This is a genomic window from Rhodococcus qingshengii JCM 15477 (assembly GCF_023221595.1).
In the GTDB taxonomy this organism is placed as follows: Bacteria; Actinomycetota; Actinomycetes; order Mycobacteriales; family Mycobacteriaceae; genus Rhodococcus_F; species Rhodococcus_F qingshengii.
Window position 1 is genome coordinate 602501 of sequence record NZ_CP096563.1, and the last position, 15647, is coordinate 618147.

Genomic DNA, 15647 nt, shown 5'->3' on the forward strand with positions numbered 1-15647 from the left:
AAAACAACCGTGATTCCGTGAGTAGTGGCGAGCGAAAGCGGAAGAGGCTAAACCATGGGTGTGTGATAGCCGGCAGGTGTTGCATTCGTGGGGTTGTGGGGTTCATTTTGTCAATACTGCCGTGTTGGCCAACAGTAAGAAATCACAGGGTTAGTGGAAGTGGTCTGGAACGGCCTGTCGTAGAGGGTGAGAATCCCGTACACGAAAACTTTGTGACTGTTGTAATGGAAACCCAAGTAGCACCGGGCCCGTGAAATCTGGTGTGAATCTGTCGGGACCACCCGATAAGCCTGAATACTCCCTGGTGACCGATAGCGGACTAGTACCGTGAGGGAAAGGTGAAAAGTACCCCGGGAGGGGAGTGAAATAGTACCTGAAACCGTGCGCTTACAATCCGTCAGAGCCTTCGAGCAGTTTACTGCTGGGGGTGATGGCGTGCCTTTTGAAGAATGAGCCTGCGAGTTAGTGGCATGTCGCGAGGTTAACCCGTGTGGGGTAGCCGTAGCGAAAGCGAGTCCGAATAGGGCGATCGTAGTGGCATGCTCTAGACCCGAAGCGGAGTGATCTACCCATGGCCAGGTTGAAGCGACGGTAAGACGTCGTGGAGGACCGAACCCACTTAGGTTGAAAACTGAGGGGATGAGTTGTGGGTAGGGGTGAAAGGCCAATCAAACTCCGTGATAGCTGGTTCTCCCCGAAATGCATTTAGGTGCAGCGTCGCGTGTTTCTCACCGGAGGTAGAGCTACTGGATGGTCTAGGGGGCCCACAAGCTTACCGAAATCAGCCAAACTCCGAATGCCGGTGAGTGAGAGCGCGGCAGTGAGACTGCGGGCGATAAGGTTCGTAGTCGAGAGGGAAACAGCCCAGATCGCCAGCTAAGGTCCCTAAGCGTGTACTAAGTGGAAAAGGATGTGGGGTCGCGAAGACAACCAGGAGGTTGGCTTAGAAGCAGCCACCCTTGAAAGAGTGCGTAATAGCTCACTGGTCAAGTGATCCTGCGCCGACAATGTAGCGGGGCTCAAGTACACCACCGAAGCTGCGGCATTCACGCAATAGCCCCCAGTTGATCCACGGATTTTCTGGCAGGTGTGTGGATGGGTAGGGGAGCGTCGTGTGGCCATGGAAGCGGCAGGGTGACCTAGCCGTGGAGGCCACACGAGTGAGAATGCAGGCATGAGTAGCGAAAGACGAGTGAGAAACTCGTCCGCCGAATGACCAAGGGTTCCTGGGCCAGGTTAATCCGCCCAGGGTGAGTCGGGACCTAAGACGAGGCCGACAGGCGTAGCCGATGGACAACGGGTTGATATTCCCGTACCCGTGTGAACGCGCCCATGGTGAATCAGTGATACTAACCATCCTGAAGCCACGAGAAGACCTTCGGGTCTCGAGTTGGTGGATGCATGGGACCTGATCTGGTAGTAGCCAAGCGATGGGGTGACGCAGGAAGGTAGCTGAGCCAGTCAGTGGTAATACTGGTGTAAGCGTGTAGGGCGTGACCTAGGCAAATCCGGGTCGCACATAGCCTGAGACGTGATGCGTAGCCGATTGAGGCGAATTCAGTGATCCTATGCTGCCGAGAAAAGCCTCTAGCGAGCTTTCACACGGCCCGTACCCCAAACCGACACAGGTGGTCAGGTAGAGAATACTAAGGCGATCGAGATAACTATGGTTAAGGAACTCGGCAAAATGCCCCCGTAACTTCGGGAGAAGGGGGGCCCTGTCTGGTGACGACATTTACTGTCTGAGCTGGGTGGGGCCGCAGAGACCAGTGAGAAGCGACTGTTTACTAAAAACACAGGTCCGTGCGAAGTCGTAAGACGATGTATACGGACTGACGCCTGCCCGGTGCTGGAAGGTTAAGAGGACCGGTTAGTTCCTTCGGGAGCGAAGCTGAGAATTTAAGCCCCAGTAAACGGCGGTGGTAACTATAACCATCCTAAGGTAGCGAAATTCCTTGTCGGGTAAGTTCCGACCTGCACGAATGGCGTAACGACTTCTCAGCTGTCTCAACCGTAGACTCGGCGAAATTGCATTACGAGTAAAGATGCTCGTTACGCGCGGCAGGACGAAAAGACCCCGGGACCTTCACTACAGCTTGGTATTGGTGTTCGGTTCGGTTTGTGTAGGATAGGTGGGAGACTGTGAAGCGGTGACGCCAGTTATCGTGGAGTCGTTGTTGAAATACCACTCTGATCGAATTGGACCTCTAACCTCGGACCATGATCTGGTTCAGGGACAGTGCCTGGTGGGTAGTTTAACTGGGGCGGTTGCCTCCCAAAATGTAACGGAGGCGCCCAAAGGTTCCCTCAGCCTGGTTGGCAATCAGGTGTCGAGTGCAAGTGCACAAGGGAGCTTGACTGTGAGACTGACAGGTCGAGCAGGGACGAAAGTCGGGACTAGTGATCCGGCACCGGCAAGTGGAAGCGGTGTCGCTCAACGGATAAAAGGTACCCCGGGGATAACAGGCTGATCTTCCCCAAGAGTCCATATCGACGGGATGGTTTGGCACCTCGATGTCGGCTCGTCGCATCCTGGGGCTGGAGTAGGTCCCAAGGGTTGGGCTGTTCGCCCATTAAAGCGGCACGCGAGCTGGGTTTAGAACGTCGTGAGACAGTTCGGTCTCTATCCGCCGCGCGCGTTAGAAACTTGAGGAAGGCTGTCCCTAGTACGAGAGGACCGGGACGGACGAACCTCTGGTGTGCCAGTTGTTCCGCCAGGAGCACCGCTGGTTAGCTACGTTCGGAAGGGATAACCGCTGAAAGCATCTAAGCGGGAAGCCTGTTCCAAGATGAGGTTTCTCACCCCCTCGAGGGGGTAAGGCCCCCGGCAGACCACCGGGTTGATAGGCCAGAACTGGAAGTGCAGTAATGCATGCAGGTGACTGGTACTAATAGGCCGAGGACTTACCACAAAGAAGCTACGCGTCCACTGTGCGGTATCTGAAACAACACACAGATACTGATGAGAAACCCTGTTTTCTCCATCCCCCAACACCAGAAACTGGTGTTGACGGGTGGTGAAACCAGGTGATCAGAAGAAGGTTACTGTGACAGTTTCATAGAGTTACGGCGGTCATAGCGAAGGGGAAACGCCCGGTCCCATTCCGAACCCGGAAGCTAAGCCCTTCAGCGCCGATGGTACTGCACTCGACAGGGTGTGGGAGAGTAGGACACCGCCGAACACACATTAGAGAAGCCCCCCAACCAGTACTGGTTGGGGGGCTTTCTCGTACCCAAAACACCCCCGACTTCGAGCGAACAGCACTGTCGTCGCCCCAGATCGACCCAACGCACCGTTCACACCATCAGGGGCGGGCACGCCGCCGACTCACCACCGCGTCCGGGATCGAGTGAACGGCACTCTCACCCTCTTGGACGAGGGGAACGGTACGTTCACACCATCACTGAAAAGTGTGCGCGCACCACAGGTCTCGTCAGTCGAAGGTCAATCTCGACACCAACCTGCCACGGAACCCGTCGAGCGTGGCTAGGCTCGGAAGAGGTGCCCCGTGTGATCGGGCCCACCTCACCTGTGCACGCGTGATGACTACGGAGGCTTCGATGACCGATATTCTCGACCGCACCAAAATCTATGTTGATGGCGCCTGGATCGAATCCACTGGCAGCGGTCGGATCGACGTTCTCAATCCGGCTACCGAAGAGCTGATAGGAACTGTCGCCGAAGGCACTGTCGAAGATGTCGATGCGGCCGCGAAGGCAGCACGAAAGGCTTTCCCCGCTTGGTCTGCACTATCCGGCGGCGAGCGAGCCGAATATCTTTCCAAAGCCGCGGCGATTATTGCCGAACGTACCGATGATCTTGCGGCGCTGGTTTCGCAGGATATGGGCATGCCGATCGGATTCGCGAAGCCCGTGCAAATCGGAATGCCGCTCGCGAATTTGAATGCATTTGCCGAATTGGCTCGCACTTATGATTTCGACGCTCACGAGGTCGGGAATTCGCTGATTGTTCGCGAACCTGCGGGTGTTGTCGGCGCGATCACTCCCTGGAACTTCCCGCTCCACCAAGTTGTCTTGAAGGTTGGCGGTGCGCTCGCGGCGGGCTGCACCGTGGTTCTCAAGCCCACCGAGGTTGCGCCACTCATCACGTACGCTCTCGCTGACATCTTCGACGAAATTGGTTTGCCTGCAGGTGTATTCAACCTGGTAAGTGGCTACGGCCCGGTAGTGGGTGAAGCCATCGCCGGCCACCCGGAAGTCGACATGGTCTCCTTCACCGGGTCGACTCGGGCAGGCAAGCGAGTGGCCATCGTCGCCGCGGACACCATCAAGAAGGTCTCGCTCGAGCTGGGTGGCAAGTCGGCGAACGTCATTCTCGACGACGCCGATCTCGAAAAGGCTGTCACGGACGGCGTCGCAAAGTGCTTCATCAACTCGGGCCAGACCTGTTCGGCGCTGACGCGTATGTTGGTTCCCGCGGAGAAGGTGGATGAGGCAGCGGCAATTGCTGCTGCGGTCGCCGCTCATTTCCCGGTAGGTGATCCGACTCAGCCGACTTCGGTGCTTGGTCCTCTGGTGAACGCGAATCAGCTGGGACGCGTTCGCGGATACATCGAGAAGGGTGTGTCGGAAGGTGCCACCGCAGTTGTCGACGGTCGCGAAACCGGTCTGGCCAGTGGATATTTCGTCGGTCCGACGGTGTTCGCGAACGTGACCGAAGACATGACCATTGCGCGCGAGGAGATCTTCGGACCGGTCCTCTCGATCATGGGCTACAAAGACGAGGCCGACGCAGTGCGGATCGCCAACGGCACCGAGTACGGACTGGCCGGTGGCGTTTGGTCAGGTGACCCCGATCGCGCGGATCGCGTCGCGCGGCAACTGCGTGCCGGGCAGGTCGAGGTGAACGGCGGCGCCTTCAACACGAATGCTCCGTTCGGTGGGTACAAGCAGTCGGGCGTCGGGCGCGAGGCCGGCACGTTCGGGCTCGAAGAGTTCCTCGAGATCAAGGCGATTCAGAGATAGTTTGTTCGAGAATGGCGATGCTCCCGTACCAAGTGCGGGAGCATCGCCATTTTTGTACCCGGATCAGGACTTGGCGGCATCCAAATGCTGAGCCGAGATGTTCGCCAGATGTGTCAGGTCCGAGGCCACGGTCGCGAACGTGTAGCCCTCCCCGAGCCGTTGTGCCGCAACCTGACCGGAAGGTGTGTGGATTCCCGCAGCGACTCCGCTGACGGCGGCAGCTTCGCGCACCCTGGTGAGCGCTGATTCGAATTCCTCGGCGACGTCCGGATCGTTGGAGTGCTTACCTCCGACGGCGATTCGTAGGTCGGACGGCCCGACGTACACGCCGTCCAATCCGGGCACTGCGCAGATCTCTTCGACGTTCGCCAGACCCTGTGGGGTCTCGATCATCGCAAATACAACGGTGTCGCGGTTCGCGTCGGCGGGAACGGGGCCGATACGGAGTTGCGAGCGCATGGGTCCGTAGGAGCGGATGCCGAAAGGCGGATACTTGGCGGCTGCCACGGCGGCCGCTGCCTCTTCGGCGTTGTTGATCAGCGGAACGATGACGCCCACAGCGCCCGCGTCGAGTGCACGGCCGATGGGCGTCGGATTGTTTGCCTCGACGCGCACCATCCCGACGGTGGACGGTGACGAGTCGATGGCGGTGAGCCCGGCGACCATCCCCGAATAGCCGATCAGGCCGTGCTGCATGTCGAGGGCAATGTAGTCCCAGCCGACGTGCGCGATCCATTCGGTCGAGATCGGGCTGTCGATGACGGACCAATATCCGAGTATGCGTTCGCGTCCTCGGATGCGTGCGGCGAATTCCTGTGCTGACATAGTGAAGAACTCTTCCTGATGAAGGTCGGGTGTTTCAGCGGTTGTAGTTGGGCATGGGGCCTCGTAGGGCGGCACCGACGAGATCACACTCTTCGACGGTCGAGGCGTCGAGTGGACCTCGCCCGATGGCCGCGATATTGGATTCGAGGTGCGTTACTTTGGATCCTCCGAGGAGCAGCGATCCGGCGACGGGCTTGCTGACCAGCCAGCGCAACGCAAGCTCGGTCAGGGAGATGCCCGACTGCTCTGCGATTGCCGTCAGTTGAGCGATCGCGTCGAATATCTGTGTGTTCCAGTATCGCTCCTTGTACATCGACGCAAGACGTGAGTCGCCGAATCGGCCGTCGGCGGGACTTTCGTCGAAGGTGTGGCGCCCCGTGAGCAGGCCCCCACCGAGTGGGTTGTAGACCATGGTGGTCAGTCCGGTCACGTCCGCGAATTCTGCGTATTCTTCTTCGATGCGACGCGCGAGCAAGTTGTAGAGCTGCTGTGCGACGATCGGTCGGGGAGCTCCGACTGTGTCTGCGGTGTAGTTGATTTCACTGATTTGCCACGCTGCGAAGTTGGATACGCCGAGTGTGCGGATCTTGCCCTCGGCAACCAGTTCCGCGACGGTGGTGAGAGTTTCGGTCAGCGTGACGGTTCGGTCCGGCTGATGGAGATAGAACAGGTCGACGTAGTCCGTGTCGAGTCTGCGCAGGCTTCCTTCGACGCTTGCTCGGAGCCCCTCTGTCGAGAGTGGGCTGTTGTCGCCGGCATCGGGATGCGGCATTCCCGCTTTGGTGGCGAGAGTGACGGAATCGCGTCGGCCGTGGAGCAGCTTTGCCAGCATGCGCTCGGACTCGCCGCCCGCATAGCCGTTGGCCGTGTCGATGTGAGAGATACCGGCGCCTAGTGCTGCGTCGAGCATCGATCCGGCGCCCGATATGTCGACCGTGTCTCCGAATGTCATGGTGCCGAGCACCAGTTTCGGAAGCTCGAAGGGGGCGGTCATCAGGCAACTCCTCGTGATTCGGTCTGCTTGGCTAGCAAGTTCTTGGACAGGGCTGCCACCACGTGGCGTGGTTTGATGCCGACCATGGTGGTGGGATCGAGAGCAGCGCCTCGTAGTGCGCGGGTGTACGGCTCGCGCGGACTGGCGAGAACTGTGTCTGTGGAACCGGATTCGACGATGGTTCCTTTCGACATCACGACTACGGTCTCGCTGATTTCTCGGACGACGCCCAAGTTGTGTGAGATGAAAACGTACGTCAGACCGGTATCGGCCTGAATTTCACGTAGGAGCTCGAGTACCTGCGCTTGCACCGACACGTCGAGAGCGCTGGTCGCTTCGTCGCAGACCAGGATCTCGGGTCCGCTGGCAAGTGCACGAGCAATTCCGATGCGCTGACGTTGGCCTCCTGAGAACTCCGCCGGACGCCGGTGTAGTGCCGAGCTGGGCAAGCCAACGCGATCGACGAGTTCTGCTGCTGCCTTTGCGCGTTCAGACTTGCTCCGAACACCTTTGAGGCGCAGTGGTTCTCCGATGATGTCCTCGGCAGTCAGATGAGGGTCGAGCGATCCGTACGGATCTTGGAACACCATTTGAACGCGAGAGCGGTAGGGGCGCAGCGACTTCTCCGACATCTGCGCGATGTCATTGCCGTCGACGAGAATGCGTCCACTGGTCGGTGTGAGGAGTCGGACGATCGATCGAGCGATGGTCGACTTGCCACATCCGGATTCGCCGACGATGGCCAAGGTCTTGCCCTTTTCCACCGAGAAGCTCACAGCATCCACGGCTCGGAAAACTCCGTCGGGAACCGGATACTCGACCACGAGATCTTCGACGGCGAGAAGTGGCGTTTCGTGGCGGGTCATGCCGAGGCTCCGATCTGTGTTGAACGGGCGGGGTCGCCGTCCCAAGGCCCCAGTTGAGGTATGGCGTCGAGAAGCTTTTGTGTGTAGGCGCTTTGCGGTGAGTCGACGAGAATGTCGGCACTACCGGTCTCCACAAAACGTCCGTCCTTCATCACGTAGATGCGATCGGAGACCAACCGCGCAACTCCGAGATCGTGAGTGATGACCAGCATTCCGATCCCGGTGCGCTCCTGCAACTCGAGCAATAGATCCAGAATCCCGGCCTGAACGGTTACGTCCAGTGCGCTGGTGGGTTCGTCGGCCACGATCAGTTCGGGGCCGGCAGCAAGAGCGCCGGCGATCAGGACGCGCTGCAACATTCCACCCGACAGTTGATGCGGGTACTTGTCGAGTTGCTGATCCGGATACGGAATGCGTACCTGCTCGAGCAGTTGCACTGCCCGCTCGATTTGTTGCTTCTTCGCGGTCACACCGCTGTGGCGCACTGCTTCTCGAAGTTGGCTGCCGATGGTGTGGACGGGACTCAGAGCCGTCATCGGGTCCTGGGGGATGAGCGCGATGTGTTTTCCGCGAATATCGTTCAGGATCTTCGTGTTTCCGAGAATGTCCTGACCCTTGAACACGGCTTTCCCGGAAAGAACCGCAAGATCGTCCGGAAGCAGTCCGAGAATCCCCATGGCTGTCGTCGACTTTCCGGAGCCGGATTCACCGATGATGGTGACGGTTTCACCGGCGTCGATGCAGAAGGACACGCCGTCGACGGCTCGGATGACGCCGTTCGCCGTGACAAGTTCGATCTGGAGATCGTCGACCCGTAGTAGATTTCCCATGTCTCACGCCTTCGCTTTCTGGGCGCTGCCACGCCCGAACAGGCTTGCGCCCAGTCGTTTCGAACCTGCAGGACGATCGCGCAGACCATCGCCGAGTAGGTTCACTCCGACGACCAGCAGCACGATCATCAGACCGGTCAACGTGACGATCCACCATGACGTGGTGATGTAGTCCTGGCCGTCGGCGATGATTCGTCCCCAGGTAGCGAATGGACGTTGCGGTCCGGCGCCGAGGTAGCTCAACGAACTTTCCAGCAGTACGGCCTGCGCGAGCAGCAGCAGGACGACGAGCGATGCCTGCTTGACGATGTTGGGAATGACGTGACGAAGCAGGATGGCCATGCGGGTAAGTCCGAGGACTCGAGCTGCAGCTACGTAAGGCTTTTCGCGTTCGACGAGTACCAATGAGCGAGTCAACCGTGCGACTTCGGGCCACTGTGCGATCGCGATGACAAACGTGATGACGGGAATGGACGGGCCGAACAGCGCAACAACGAGAAGCAGCATCATCAGCAGAGGCAGAGAAAGCTGTGCTTCGAGTAGGCGGGAGATCACGGTGTCGACCCAACCACCGAAGTACCCCGCGGCGGATCCGGCGACGATGCCGATGACGCCGGAGACGATCACGGCGAGAATACCGATCGTCAGAGACACCTGGCCGCCGTGCAGGATCCGTGAGAGCAGATCTCGTCCCAACTGATCGGTGCCGAAAAGATGGCCGTCGGTGAGAGGCGGTAGCCGTCGACTGCTCAGGTTGGTCTGGTTCGGATCTGCAAGGGGGAGTAGTCCCGCCAATGCAACAGGAAGAATCACCAGGAGCGCGCAGATCGAGCCGGTCCAGATCTTGGCTCGGCTGTCTCGCTTACGGCGCGTGGCTCCGGCGCGTGCGAAGTCTGCCTCGGTGACCGCGCTGGCGCGTGGAGTTGTTGGAGGTTCCAAGACGGTAGTCATCAGTTGGCGCCCTTTCCGAGTCGCACGCGTGGATCCAGGAGGGGGTAGAGGAGGTCCACTGCCAGTTGCACGAGCACGGCGAGAACCGCGGTGACAAGCACGGTGGCCTGGATGAGCGGGTAGTCGCGAGTCTCGAGTGCGCGGACCACCAGCGAGCCGACACCAGGCCAGGCGAACACGACCTCGACCACCACGACGCCGTTCAGCATTCCGGCGAATCTGGTGCCCAGCGCGGTGACGATCGGAATCGCCGAATTACGCATCGCATATCGCCAGGTGAGTTCGCGTTCCGATACTCCGCGAGAGCGTGCGACCGTGATGTACGGAGAAGCGAAGGCCGAGACCATTTCGCGTCGAACCATCCGGGAGATCAACGCGATCTGAAGGATGGCGATGGTGACGGTAGGCAGGATCAACGACGGCCATGTGGTGAAACCGGCTGCCGGGAGTACTGGGATCAAGACCGCGAAGATCGTCACCAGCATCAGGCCGCTCCAGAACTCCGGCATGGACTGCCCGCCGACGGCTACGACGTTCGCACCGAGTTCACGTCTGGTGTCCGCGTGACGGGCCATCCACACGCCCAGCGGAATCGAGAGCACGGCGGTCAACAGAATGGAGCTGACGGCAAGGGTGATGGTGTACGGGAGACGGCCGAGGACAACGTCCATGGCCGGCGCCTGGAACGAGTACGACGTGCCGAGATTCAGGTGGACGAGGTCCCACAGGTAGATCAGGTATTGGGAGAACACCGACTTGTCCAAGCCCATGTCAGCACGGATCTGTGCGAGATCCTTGGTGCTGGCCAGCGGTCCGGCCAAGGCGTAGGCAGGATCGCCGGGTGCCATTCGGATCAGGACGAACACTGTTGTGAGCGTGAGGAAGATCGTCAAGGCACTCTGTGCCAGACGTTTGAGCACGTATTTGACGGTCGGGTTGATCCTTGTGCGTCGACGCGGAGAGATTCCGAGAGCGGTTTGCGGTTTCGGAGCGGTGAGAGTCATCGCCTCAGGCCTCCAATCGGACGGCGCCGAGGTCGTAGGAGTTGATTGGGGTCAGTGAAACATTTTGTACACGAGTGCGTTTCGCAAGGAGTGCGTTGGGTACGAAGCTCCACAGGCAAGGCCAGGTGTTCCAGATGTCTTGTTGTGCGGCGTCGAGTAGAGCGGCGCGCTTGGTCGGGTCTGGTTCACTGGATGCGGCTTGGATCTTCGCGGTGATTTCGGGGAAGACGTACCCGTGATAGGTGTCGCGAGTTGCTTCCTTCTCCGCTGTGCCGGCGTACATCCCCTGCAACGTGGTCAGTGCAAGTCCGGTCTGGTTGCCGTAGCCGTTGCCCAGCACATCCCAGTCGCCGGTCTTGCCCTGGCGCCAGGACGAGATGTCACCGCCCGGTTCGAACTGCTGGAGTTTGACGCGTACTCCCACGGCCTTCATCATTTCGAGTACCGATTCCATCACCGAGACGTCGTTGGTGAACTCTCCGGTTTCCCAGATGAAGGTGAGTTCGAGGTCGTCGGCACCTTCGGCCTCGAGCATTTGCCGCGCTTTCCGTGGATCATATTGGTAAGTACCGGTTTTTACGGCTCCGTCCAAGGTCGACGGTGCGGGGCCGGTGGCCGGGACTGCGGAACCGATCAGCACGTCCCGAGCGAGTGACTCACCGTCGATGGCATACGTGAGAGCTTCTCGGACACGCGGATTGGACAGTGGGTGATCGGCGGGCTTGCGGAAGTTGAAGAACAGTTGGTTGATGCGTGTGCTCGGTACTGTGTCCACCTGGACACCAGGCAGATCGGCGAGTTGTTCGGCGGAATCGGGACTGATCGAGTCGATGACGTCGACCTCGCCGCTCCGAAGCGCGACGACGCGGCCGGCCTCTTCGGGAATGAAGCGGACCTGAACACGACGAACGCCGGGGGCCGGGCCCCAGTAGTTGTCATTGGCGACAAGTGTGTAATCGCCGGTGCCCCGGTTCGATTCGCTGACGACGAACGGTCCCGACCCGATTCCGCTCTGCAGTTCGTTGGGTTCGTTGGCAGCGGCCGGGGTGATCAAGATGTTGGACATGAGCGAGTCCAGAACCGGCACCGGGGAATTCGTCCGAAGGATGAAGGTGCGATCGTCGATGGGGACGACCGTCGGCCACTCGGGGAACTGCGGTGCGACAAACGATCCGCTGACCTGCTGGTACATCTGCATTGCCGTCGTGACGTCGTCGATCAGCACAGGTGTGCCGTCGGAGTAACGGATGCCCTCGCGGAGTCGAACCGTCCACTCGGTCGGGCCGGTCGATTCGAACCTGTCAGCGAGAACGAGTTGCGGTGTCAGATTGTCGCCGATCCGGGTGAGACCTTGTCTGACGCCACGTTGAGCCGTGACTGCTGCGTCGAATTGATTGAGTTTGTTGTCGAGGCTGACGAGCGAGCGGTTGAGCCCGAGCACCAGGGTGTCCTGTGTCGGTTTCCCGGTAGGGCCGGCGCACGCGGCAGTCGTGCCCAGAAGCGTTGCGCCACCGATCAGCCCGGTGAACTGCAGAAAGGATCGCCGGGAGAGCTGTGGTGTTCGCAAACGAGTATTGGTCATCGGTGACCTTTCGATCCTGACGGGGCAGCGTGGGGGCGACGCTCCGAGCGGACTGTTGGTGAACAATCGCGTCGGGCTCTCGCTTGTAACTCAGCTCACAATGGCACTGTTGCGCACTTCGCGCAAGTCCCGTAACTTCGATTGCGTACTTCGCGCATCGGTTGCGATGCTGTGCAAACTCGATTCAGACCGAAAGGGGGTCGAGGAATTCGATGAAACCACTGGTAATCATCGCTGATGATCTTTCCGGAGCAGCGGAGTCGGCCGCAGGATTTCTGCTCCGCAGTTCGGGCATATCGCTTCGGCTCGGCCCAGATGCGCCCGACGGATCAGGAGTGACGGTTTTCGATCTGCACTCACGGCGATCCGACCCCGCCAGAGCCTCTCGGGACGTGAGATCAGTTCTGCAATCGTCTGACGGCTCCGAGATCGTCAAGAAGATCGATTCCCTGCTCAGGGGCAACATAGCAGCGGAGGTTGGAGAACTCTCCCGCGACGGATCCCCGGTCATCGTCGCCGCCGGACTGCCCAGACAAGGGCGCACGGTGCAAGACGGCGTGGTGTTGGTCGATGGGGTTGCGTTGCACTCCACCGACCTGTGGCGCGCGGAGTCGAAGCCGACTCCTCGGTCGATTGCAGAGGCGCTCGGCCCGTCGGCAATCACTTCTGGCGTATCGCTGGATGACATTCGCTCCGGTCGTTTGATCCAGGTTCTTGCGTCGATCTCAGAAGCCGGGTCGGTGGCGATCTGCGACGTCGAGACCGAGAGTGATCTGGAACTGATTGTGGCTGCAGCACAGGAGGTTCGGGGTTCTCGATTGGTAGGAACCTCGGCGCTCGCGATGGCAGTGGCACGACGAAGAACCGTGCAGTCACCCGTCGCGTGCCCATCTCTTCGTGATTCTCGATTTACCTTGGTCGTCGTGGGGACGGCGGATGCGTCTGCCGGGGACCAAGTGGCATTGCTTCGGGATTCAGGGGCGCATCATATCGAAGTGAACAGTGCTGAGCTGCTGGCGCATTCGGTCGATCCGCTTCCGATTCTGAACGCACTGGTTCGCGGAAACGTCGTGGTTTCGGTAAGTGGACCTGTCGTGCCTGCAGAATCCGTCCACCTCGTTTCGGCTCTCGCCGATCTGATCGCTGCCGTCGATGCAGGATTCTCCCACGACGAGTACCCGATCGACCTGGTACTTACCGGTGGCGAAACCGCGCGCAGCGTTCTCGACCGCCTGCGGATCGACACGCTGTCACCGATTTACGAAATCGAACACGGCGCCGTACTTTCCGTCGATCGCACCGGACGGTACATCGTCACGCGGCCAGGCAGTTTCGGGAATGCACACAGTCTTTTCTCCATAACGAAGTTTCTCGCGCACCCCACCCCGGTCGCCGCTCCGGACAGTCCACCTTCAGTTACTCCTTCAGACAACGAGGTCAATCCCATGTCAATCGAATCCACTCCACTGCCGCTGATCGCTGTCACGATGGGCGACGGCGCCGGCGTCGGACCGGAAGTGATCGTCCCCGCACTCCTCGACGCCGAAACGAGAAAGCGTTGCCGCCCTGTTGTTGTCGGCGACGCGAAGCGTTTGCGATTGGCTGCCACGGTGCTCGGAATCGACGTCGACGTGGTCGCGATCGAGGAGATCAAGGATGCTGAATTCATCGATGGACGGATCAACGTCATCGACCTGGACTTGCTACCCGAGGATCTCGCCTGGGGTGAACTGTCGGCAGTCGCGGGAGATGCGGCCTATCAATATATCCGCGTCGCAAGCGAACTCGCCGTACGCGGTGAAGTCCAGTCGATCTGCACGGCGCCGCTGAACAAGGAAGCGCTGCATGCGGCAGGACACATCTATCCCGGACACACGGAATTGCTTGCGCACCTGACCGGTACCGAGGAGGTGTCGATGATGTTGTCGACCCCCAAGCTCAAGGTGATTCACGTGACCACTCACATCGGACTGCTCGATGCAGTTGCCAGGATCGAGCCCGGCCTGGTCGAGAGGACCATTCGTCGAGGTCACGAAGCTTTGGTGCGCACGGGCAATCCATCTCCGAAAATCGGCGTGTGCGGGATCAACCCGCATGCGGGGGAGAACGGGCTTTTCGGGTACGGAGAGGAAGAGCAGAAGATCATTCCCGCCGTTGAACTCTTGAAGGCAGAAGGAATCGACGTCCACGGCCCACTGCCGGCGGACACGGCATTCTTCCTCGCTGGACGTGGGGACTACGACTTGATCGTTGCGATGTACCACGATCAGGGGCACGGCCCGGTCAAGGTTCTCGGGATCGAGGCCGGCGTCAACATCACCGTCGGGTTACCTGTCATCCGTACCTCCGTCGATCACGGAACCGCTTTCGACATTGCAGGTAAGGGCATTGCCGAGGCCGGTAGTATGGTCGAAGCGCTGCGGCAGGCGGCCGAATTGGCAACCAGCACATTCGTTTCCAAGTAAGAACCACGGTTTGTAGGGGGAGGAGCGATGGCCATCCGGGAGTCGGAGGCGAGGCGGTCGGAGATTGCGAGGCTCGCTCGCACCAGCGGTCTGGCCAGTGTCGAGGATCTGTCTGCCCAATTCGGGGTGACTGCATCCACGATTCGTCGCGACCTGAGTCAGTTGACTGCCCAGGGAGTAATTGCTCGAACGTACGGCGGGGCGATTGCTCTCAACCCTCATCCGGAATCCTCCTTGCGTCAACGCGCAATGGAGGGATTCGACGCCAAACGGGGCATCGCCGAATGGGCTGCTGAGCAGGTTCGGCCCGGGGAAACCGTACTTCTTGATGCAGGTACCACCGTCGGAGCGATGGGAGAGTTCTTACGTCACGTGACGAATTTGACGGTGATCGCTGCAGGGCTGACGGCGCTCAAGGCGTTAGCCGACGCTGATGGCGTTCGAGTCGAATGTCTCGGCGGGACGCTGCGGCAGCTCAGTCAAGGATTCGTCGGGCCACTGGCGGAAGCGTCGCTGCAGCGGGTGTCGTTTGACAAGGCATTCCTCGGTGCCGATGCAGTTACGGCTGACCTGGGTATTTGTGAAGCTGAGCTCGATCAGACCCGGCTCAAGGAAATGATGATCGAACGTGCCGGCGAGGTCTACATCCTCGCCCACTCCGCCAAGCTCGGTGAACGTCCTTTCCATGCGTGGGCGCCGATACCGCCGGGGGCCGTGCTGGTTACCGATGCTGCAGTAGACGCAAAGCAAGTCGCGTTGTTTGAGGATGCAGGTATCCGAGTCCAAGTGGTGTGAGTTCCCGCTGCGTGCCGATCCGGGCACGGTGTCCGGCGTCACATGATGTCCGAATTCGTGAAAATCGACTGAAATGGGCAATCTTGCTGGGGAAATGGATACCTCTGAGTCTCTGACCTGTGGATTTGTCAAAGACTTCGGCGGACGCGTAACTTATTCCAAGTCAGAGCGACACGGACACCGACTCCCGCTTCACGGCGAGTGACACGAGGTTGTACGAAGTGCCTGACCAAATTTCGAAGTAGTTTCCATCGTGTATGGTTGTGCTTCACCTCCAGTTCTTCCCCGAATGTTCAGCGGTTTGCGCCGGTGGCCAGGTTGGGATAGGCTGGGAAAGTTGCCCCGGAGC

Annotated in this window: 10 protein-coding genes and 2 rRNA genes (1 of these 12 cut by a window edge); 5 read left to right on the forward strand and 7 right to left on the reverse strand. The window is 59.7% G+C overall.

The features are described 5' to 3' along the window. From M0639_RS02765 to M0639_RS02775, 3 genes are all read left to right on the forward strand, one after another. A 23S ribosomal RNA gene (locus M0639_RS02765) occupies nt 1–2912 on the forward strand (it extends 223 nt beyond the left edge of the window). A gap of 153 nt (nt 2913–3065) precedes the next feature. Continuing rightward, nucleotides 3066–3182 (forward strand): 5S ribosomal RNA (gene rrf / locus M0639_RS02770). A 379-nt stretch (nt 3183–3561) separates the two neighbouring features. Next, a complete protein-coding gene (locus M0639_RS02775; RefSeq protein WP_007732506.1) occupies nt 3562–4986 on the forward strand; it encodes an aldehyde dehydrogenase family protein in 1425 nt (474 codons plus the stop codon). 63 nt (nt 4987–5049) lie between these two features. On the opposite strand, the gene M0639_RS02780 is transcribed toward M0639_RS02775, so the two are convergent. Genes M0639_RS02780 through M0639_RS02810 form a run of 7 tightly spaced genes read right to left on the reverse strand, consistent with a single transcriptional unit; the run spans nt 5050 to nt 12038 of the window. After that, complete coding sequence (locus M0639_RS02780; protein ID WP_007732505.1) at nt 5050–5811, reverse strand: HpcH/HpaI aldolase family protein; 762 nt, start codon at nt 5809–5811, stop codon at nt 5050–5052. A 34-nt stretch (nt 5812–5845) separates the two neighbouring features. Continuing rightward, a complete protein-coding gene (locus M0639_RS02785; protein ID WP_058038190.1) occupies nt 5846–6805 on the reverse strand; it encodes an aldo/keto reductase in 960 nt (319 codons plus the stop codon). Continuing rightward, nucleotides 6805–7671: an ATP-binding cassette domain-containing protein gene (locus tag M0639_RS02790; protein WP_007732503.1), complete on the reverse strand. Its 867-nt coding sequence runs from the start codon at nt 7669–7671 to the stop codon at nt 6805–6807. Before M0639_RS02790 ends, M0639_RS02785 begins: the two co-directional genes overlap by 1 nt. Further along, on the reverse strand, nt 7668–8501 hold the full coding sequence (locus M0639_RS02795) for an ABC transporter ATP-binding protein (protein WP_058038189.1): 834 nt from the start codon (nt 8499–8501) through the stop codon (nt 7668–7670). Before M0639_RS02795 ends, M0639_RS02790 begins: the two co-directional genes overlap by 4 nt. A 3-nt stretch (nt 8502–8504) precedes the next feature. Next, on the reverse strand, nt 8505–9452 hold the full coding sequence (locus M0639_RS02800; RefSeq protein ID WP_064075609.1) for an ABC transporter permease: 948 nt from the start codon (nt 9450–9452) through the stop codon (nt 8505–8507). Continuing rightward, nucleotides 9452–10456 (reverse strand): ABC transporter permease, encoded by a 1005-nt coding sequence (locus M0639_RS02805; protein WP_082893328.1) that lies wholly within the window; start codon nt 10454–10456, stop codon nt 9452–9454. Before M0639_RS02805 ends, M0639_RS02800 begins: the two co-directional genes overlap by 1 nt. 4 nt (nt 10457–10460) lie before the next feature. Further along, a complete protein-coding gene (locus M0639_RS02810; protein ID WP_007732494.1) occupies nt 10461–12038 on the reverse strand; it encodes an ABC transporter substrate-binding protein in 1578 nt (525 codons plus the stop codon). Nucleotides 12039–12250: 212 nt separating this feature from the next. Between M0639_RS02810 and pdxA the strand changes: the two genes are divergently transcribed. Together pdxA and M0639_RS02820 are read left to right on the forward strand one after the other, a co-directional pair. Beyond that, nucleotides 12251–14503 carry a 4-hydroxythreonine-4-phosphate dehydrogenase PdxA gene (gene pdxA, locus M0639_RS02815; RefSeq protein WP_064075610.1) on the forward strand — a complete coding sequence of 751 codons (2253 nt, stop codon included), beginning with the start codon at nt 12251–12253 and terminating at the stop codon, nt 14501–14503. A 27-nt stretch (nt 14504–14530) separates the two neighbouring features. Continuing rightward, complete coding sequence (locus M0639_RS02820; protein WP_064075611.1) at nt 14531–15298, forward strand: DeoR/GlpR family DNA-binding transcription regulator; 768 nt, start codon at nt 14531–14533, stop codon at nt 15296–15298. Nucleotides 15299–15647: the final 349 nt, after the last annotated feature.

Coding starts and splice junctions, on each gene's coding strand:
- M0639_RS02775 (WP_007732506.1), top strand. CDS start 3,562: ATGACCGATATTCTCGACCGCACCAAAATCTATGTTGATGGCGCCTGG.
- M0639_RS02780 (WP_007732505.1), bottom strand. CDS start 5,811: ATGTCAGCACAGGAATTCGCCGCACGCATCCGAGGACGCGAACGCATA.
- M0639_RS02785 (WP_058038190.1), bottom strand. CDS start 6,805: ATGACCGCCCCCTTCGAGCTTCCGAAACTGGTGCTCGGCACCATGACA.
- M0639_RS02790 (WP_007732503.1), bottom strand. CDS start 7,671: ATGACCCGCCACGAAACGCCACTTCTCGCCGTCGAAGATCTCGTGGTC.
- M0639_RS02795 (WP_058038189.1), bottom strand. CDS start 8,501: ATGGGAAATCTACTACGGGTCGACGATCTCCAGATCGAACTTGTCACG.
- M0639_RS02800 (WP_064075609.1), bottom strand. CDS start 9,452: ATGACTACCGTCTTGGAACCTCCAACAACTCCACGCGCCAGCGCGGTC.
- M0639_RS02805 (WP_082893328.1), bottom strand. CDS start 10,456: ATGACTCTCACCGCTCCGAAACCGCAAACCGCTCTCGGAATCTCTCCG.
- M0639_RS02810 (WP_007732494.1), bottom strand. CDS start 12,038: ATGACCAATACTCGTTTGCGAACACCACAGCTCTCCCGGCGATCCTTT.
- pdxA (WP_064075610.1), top strand. CDS start 12,251: ATGAAACCACTGGTAATCATCGCTGATGATCTTTCCGGAGCAGCGGAG.
- M0639_RS02820 (WP_064075611.1), top strand. CDS start 14,531: ATGGCCATCCGGGAGTCGGAGGCGAGGCGGTCGGAGATTGCGAGGCTC.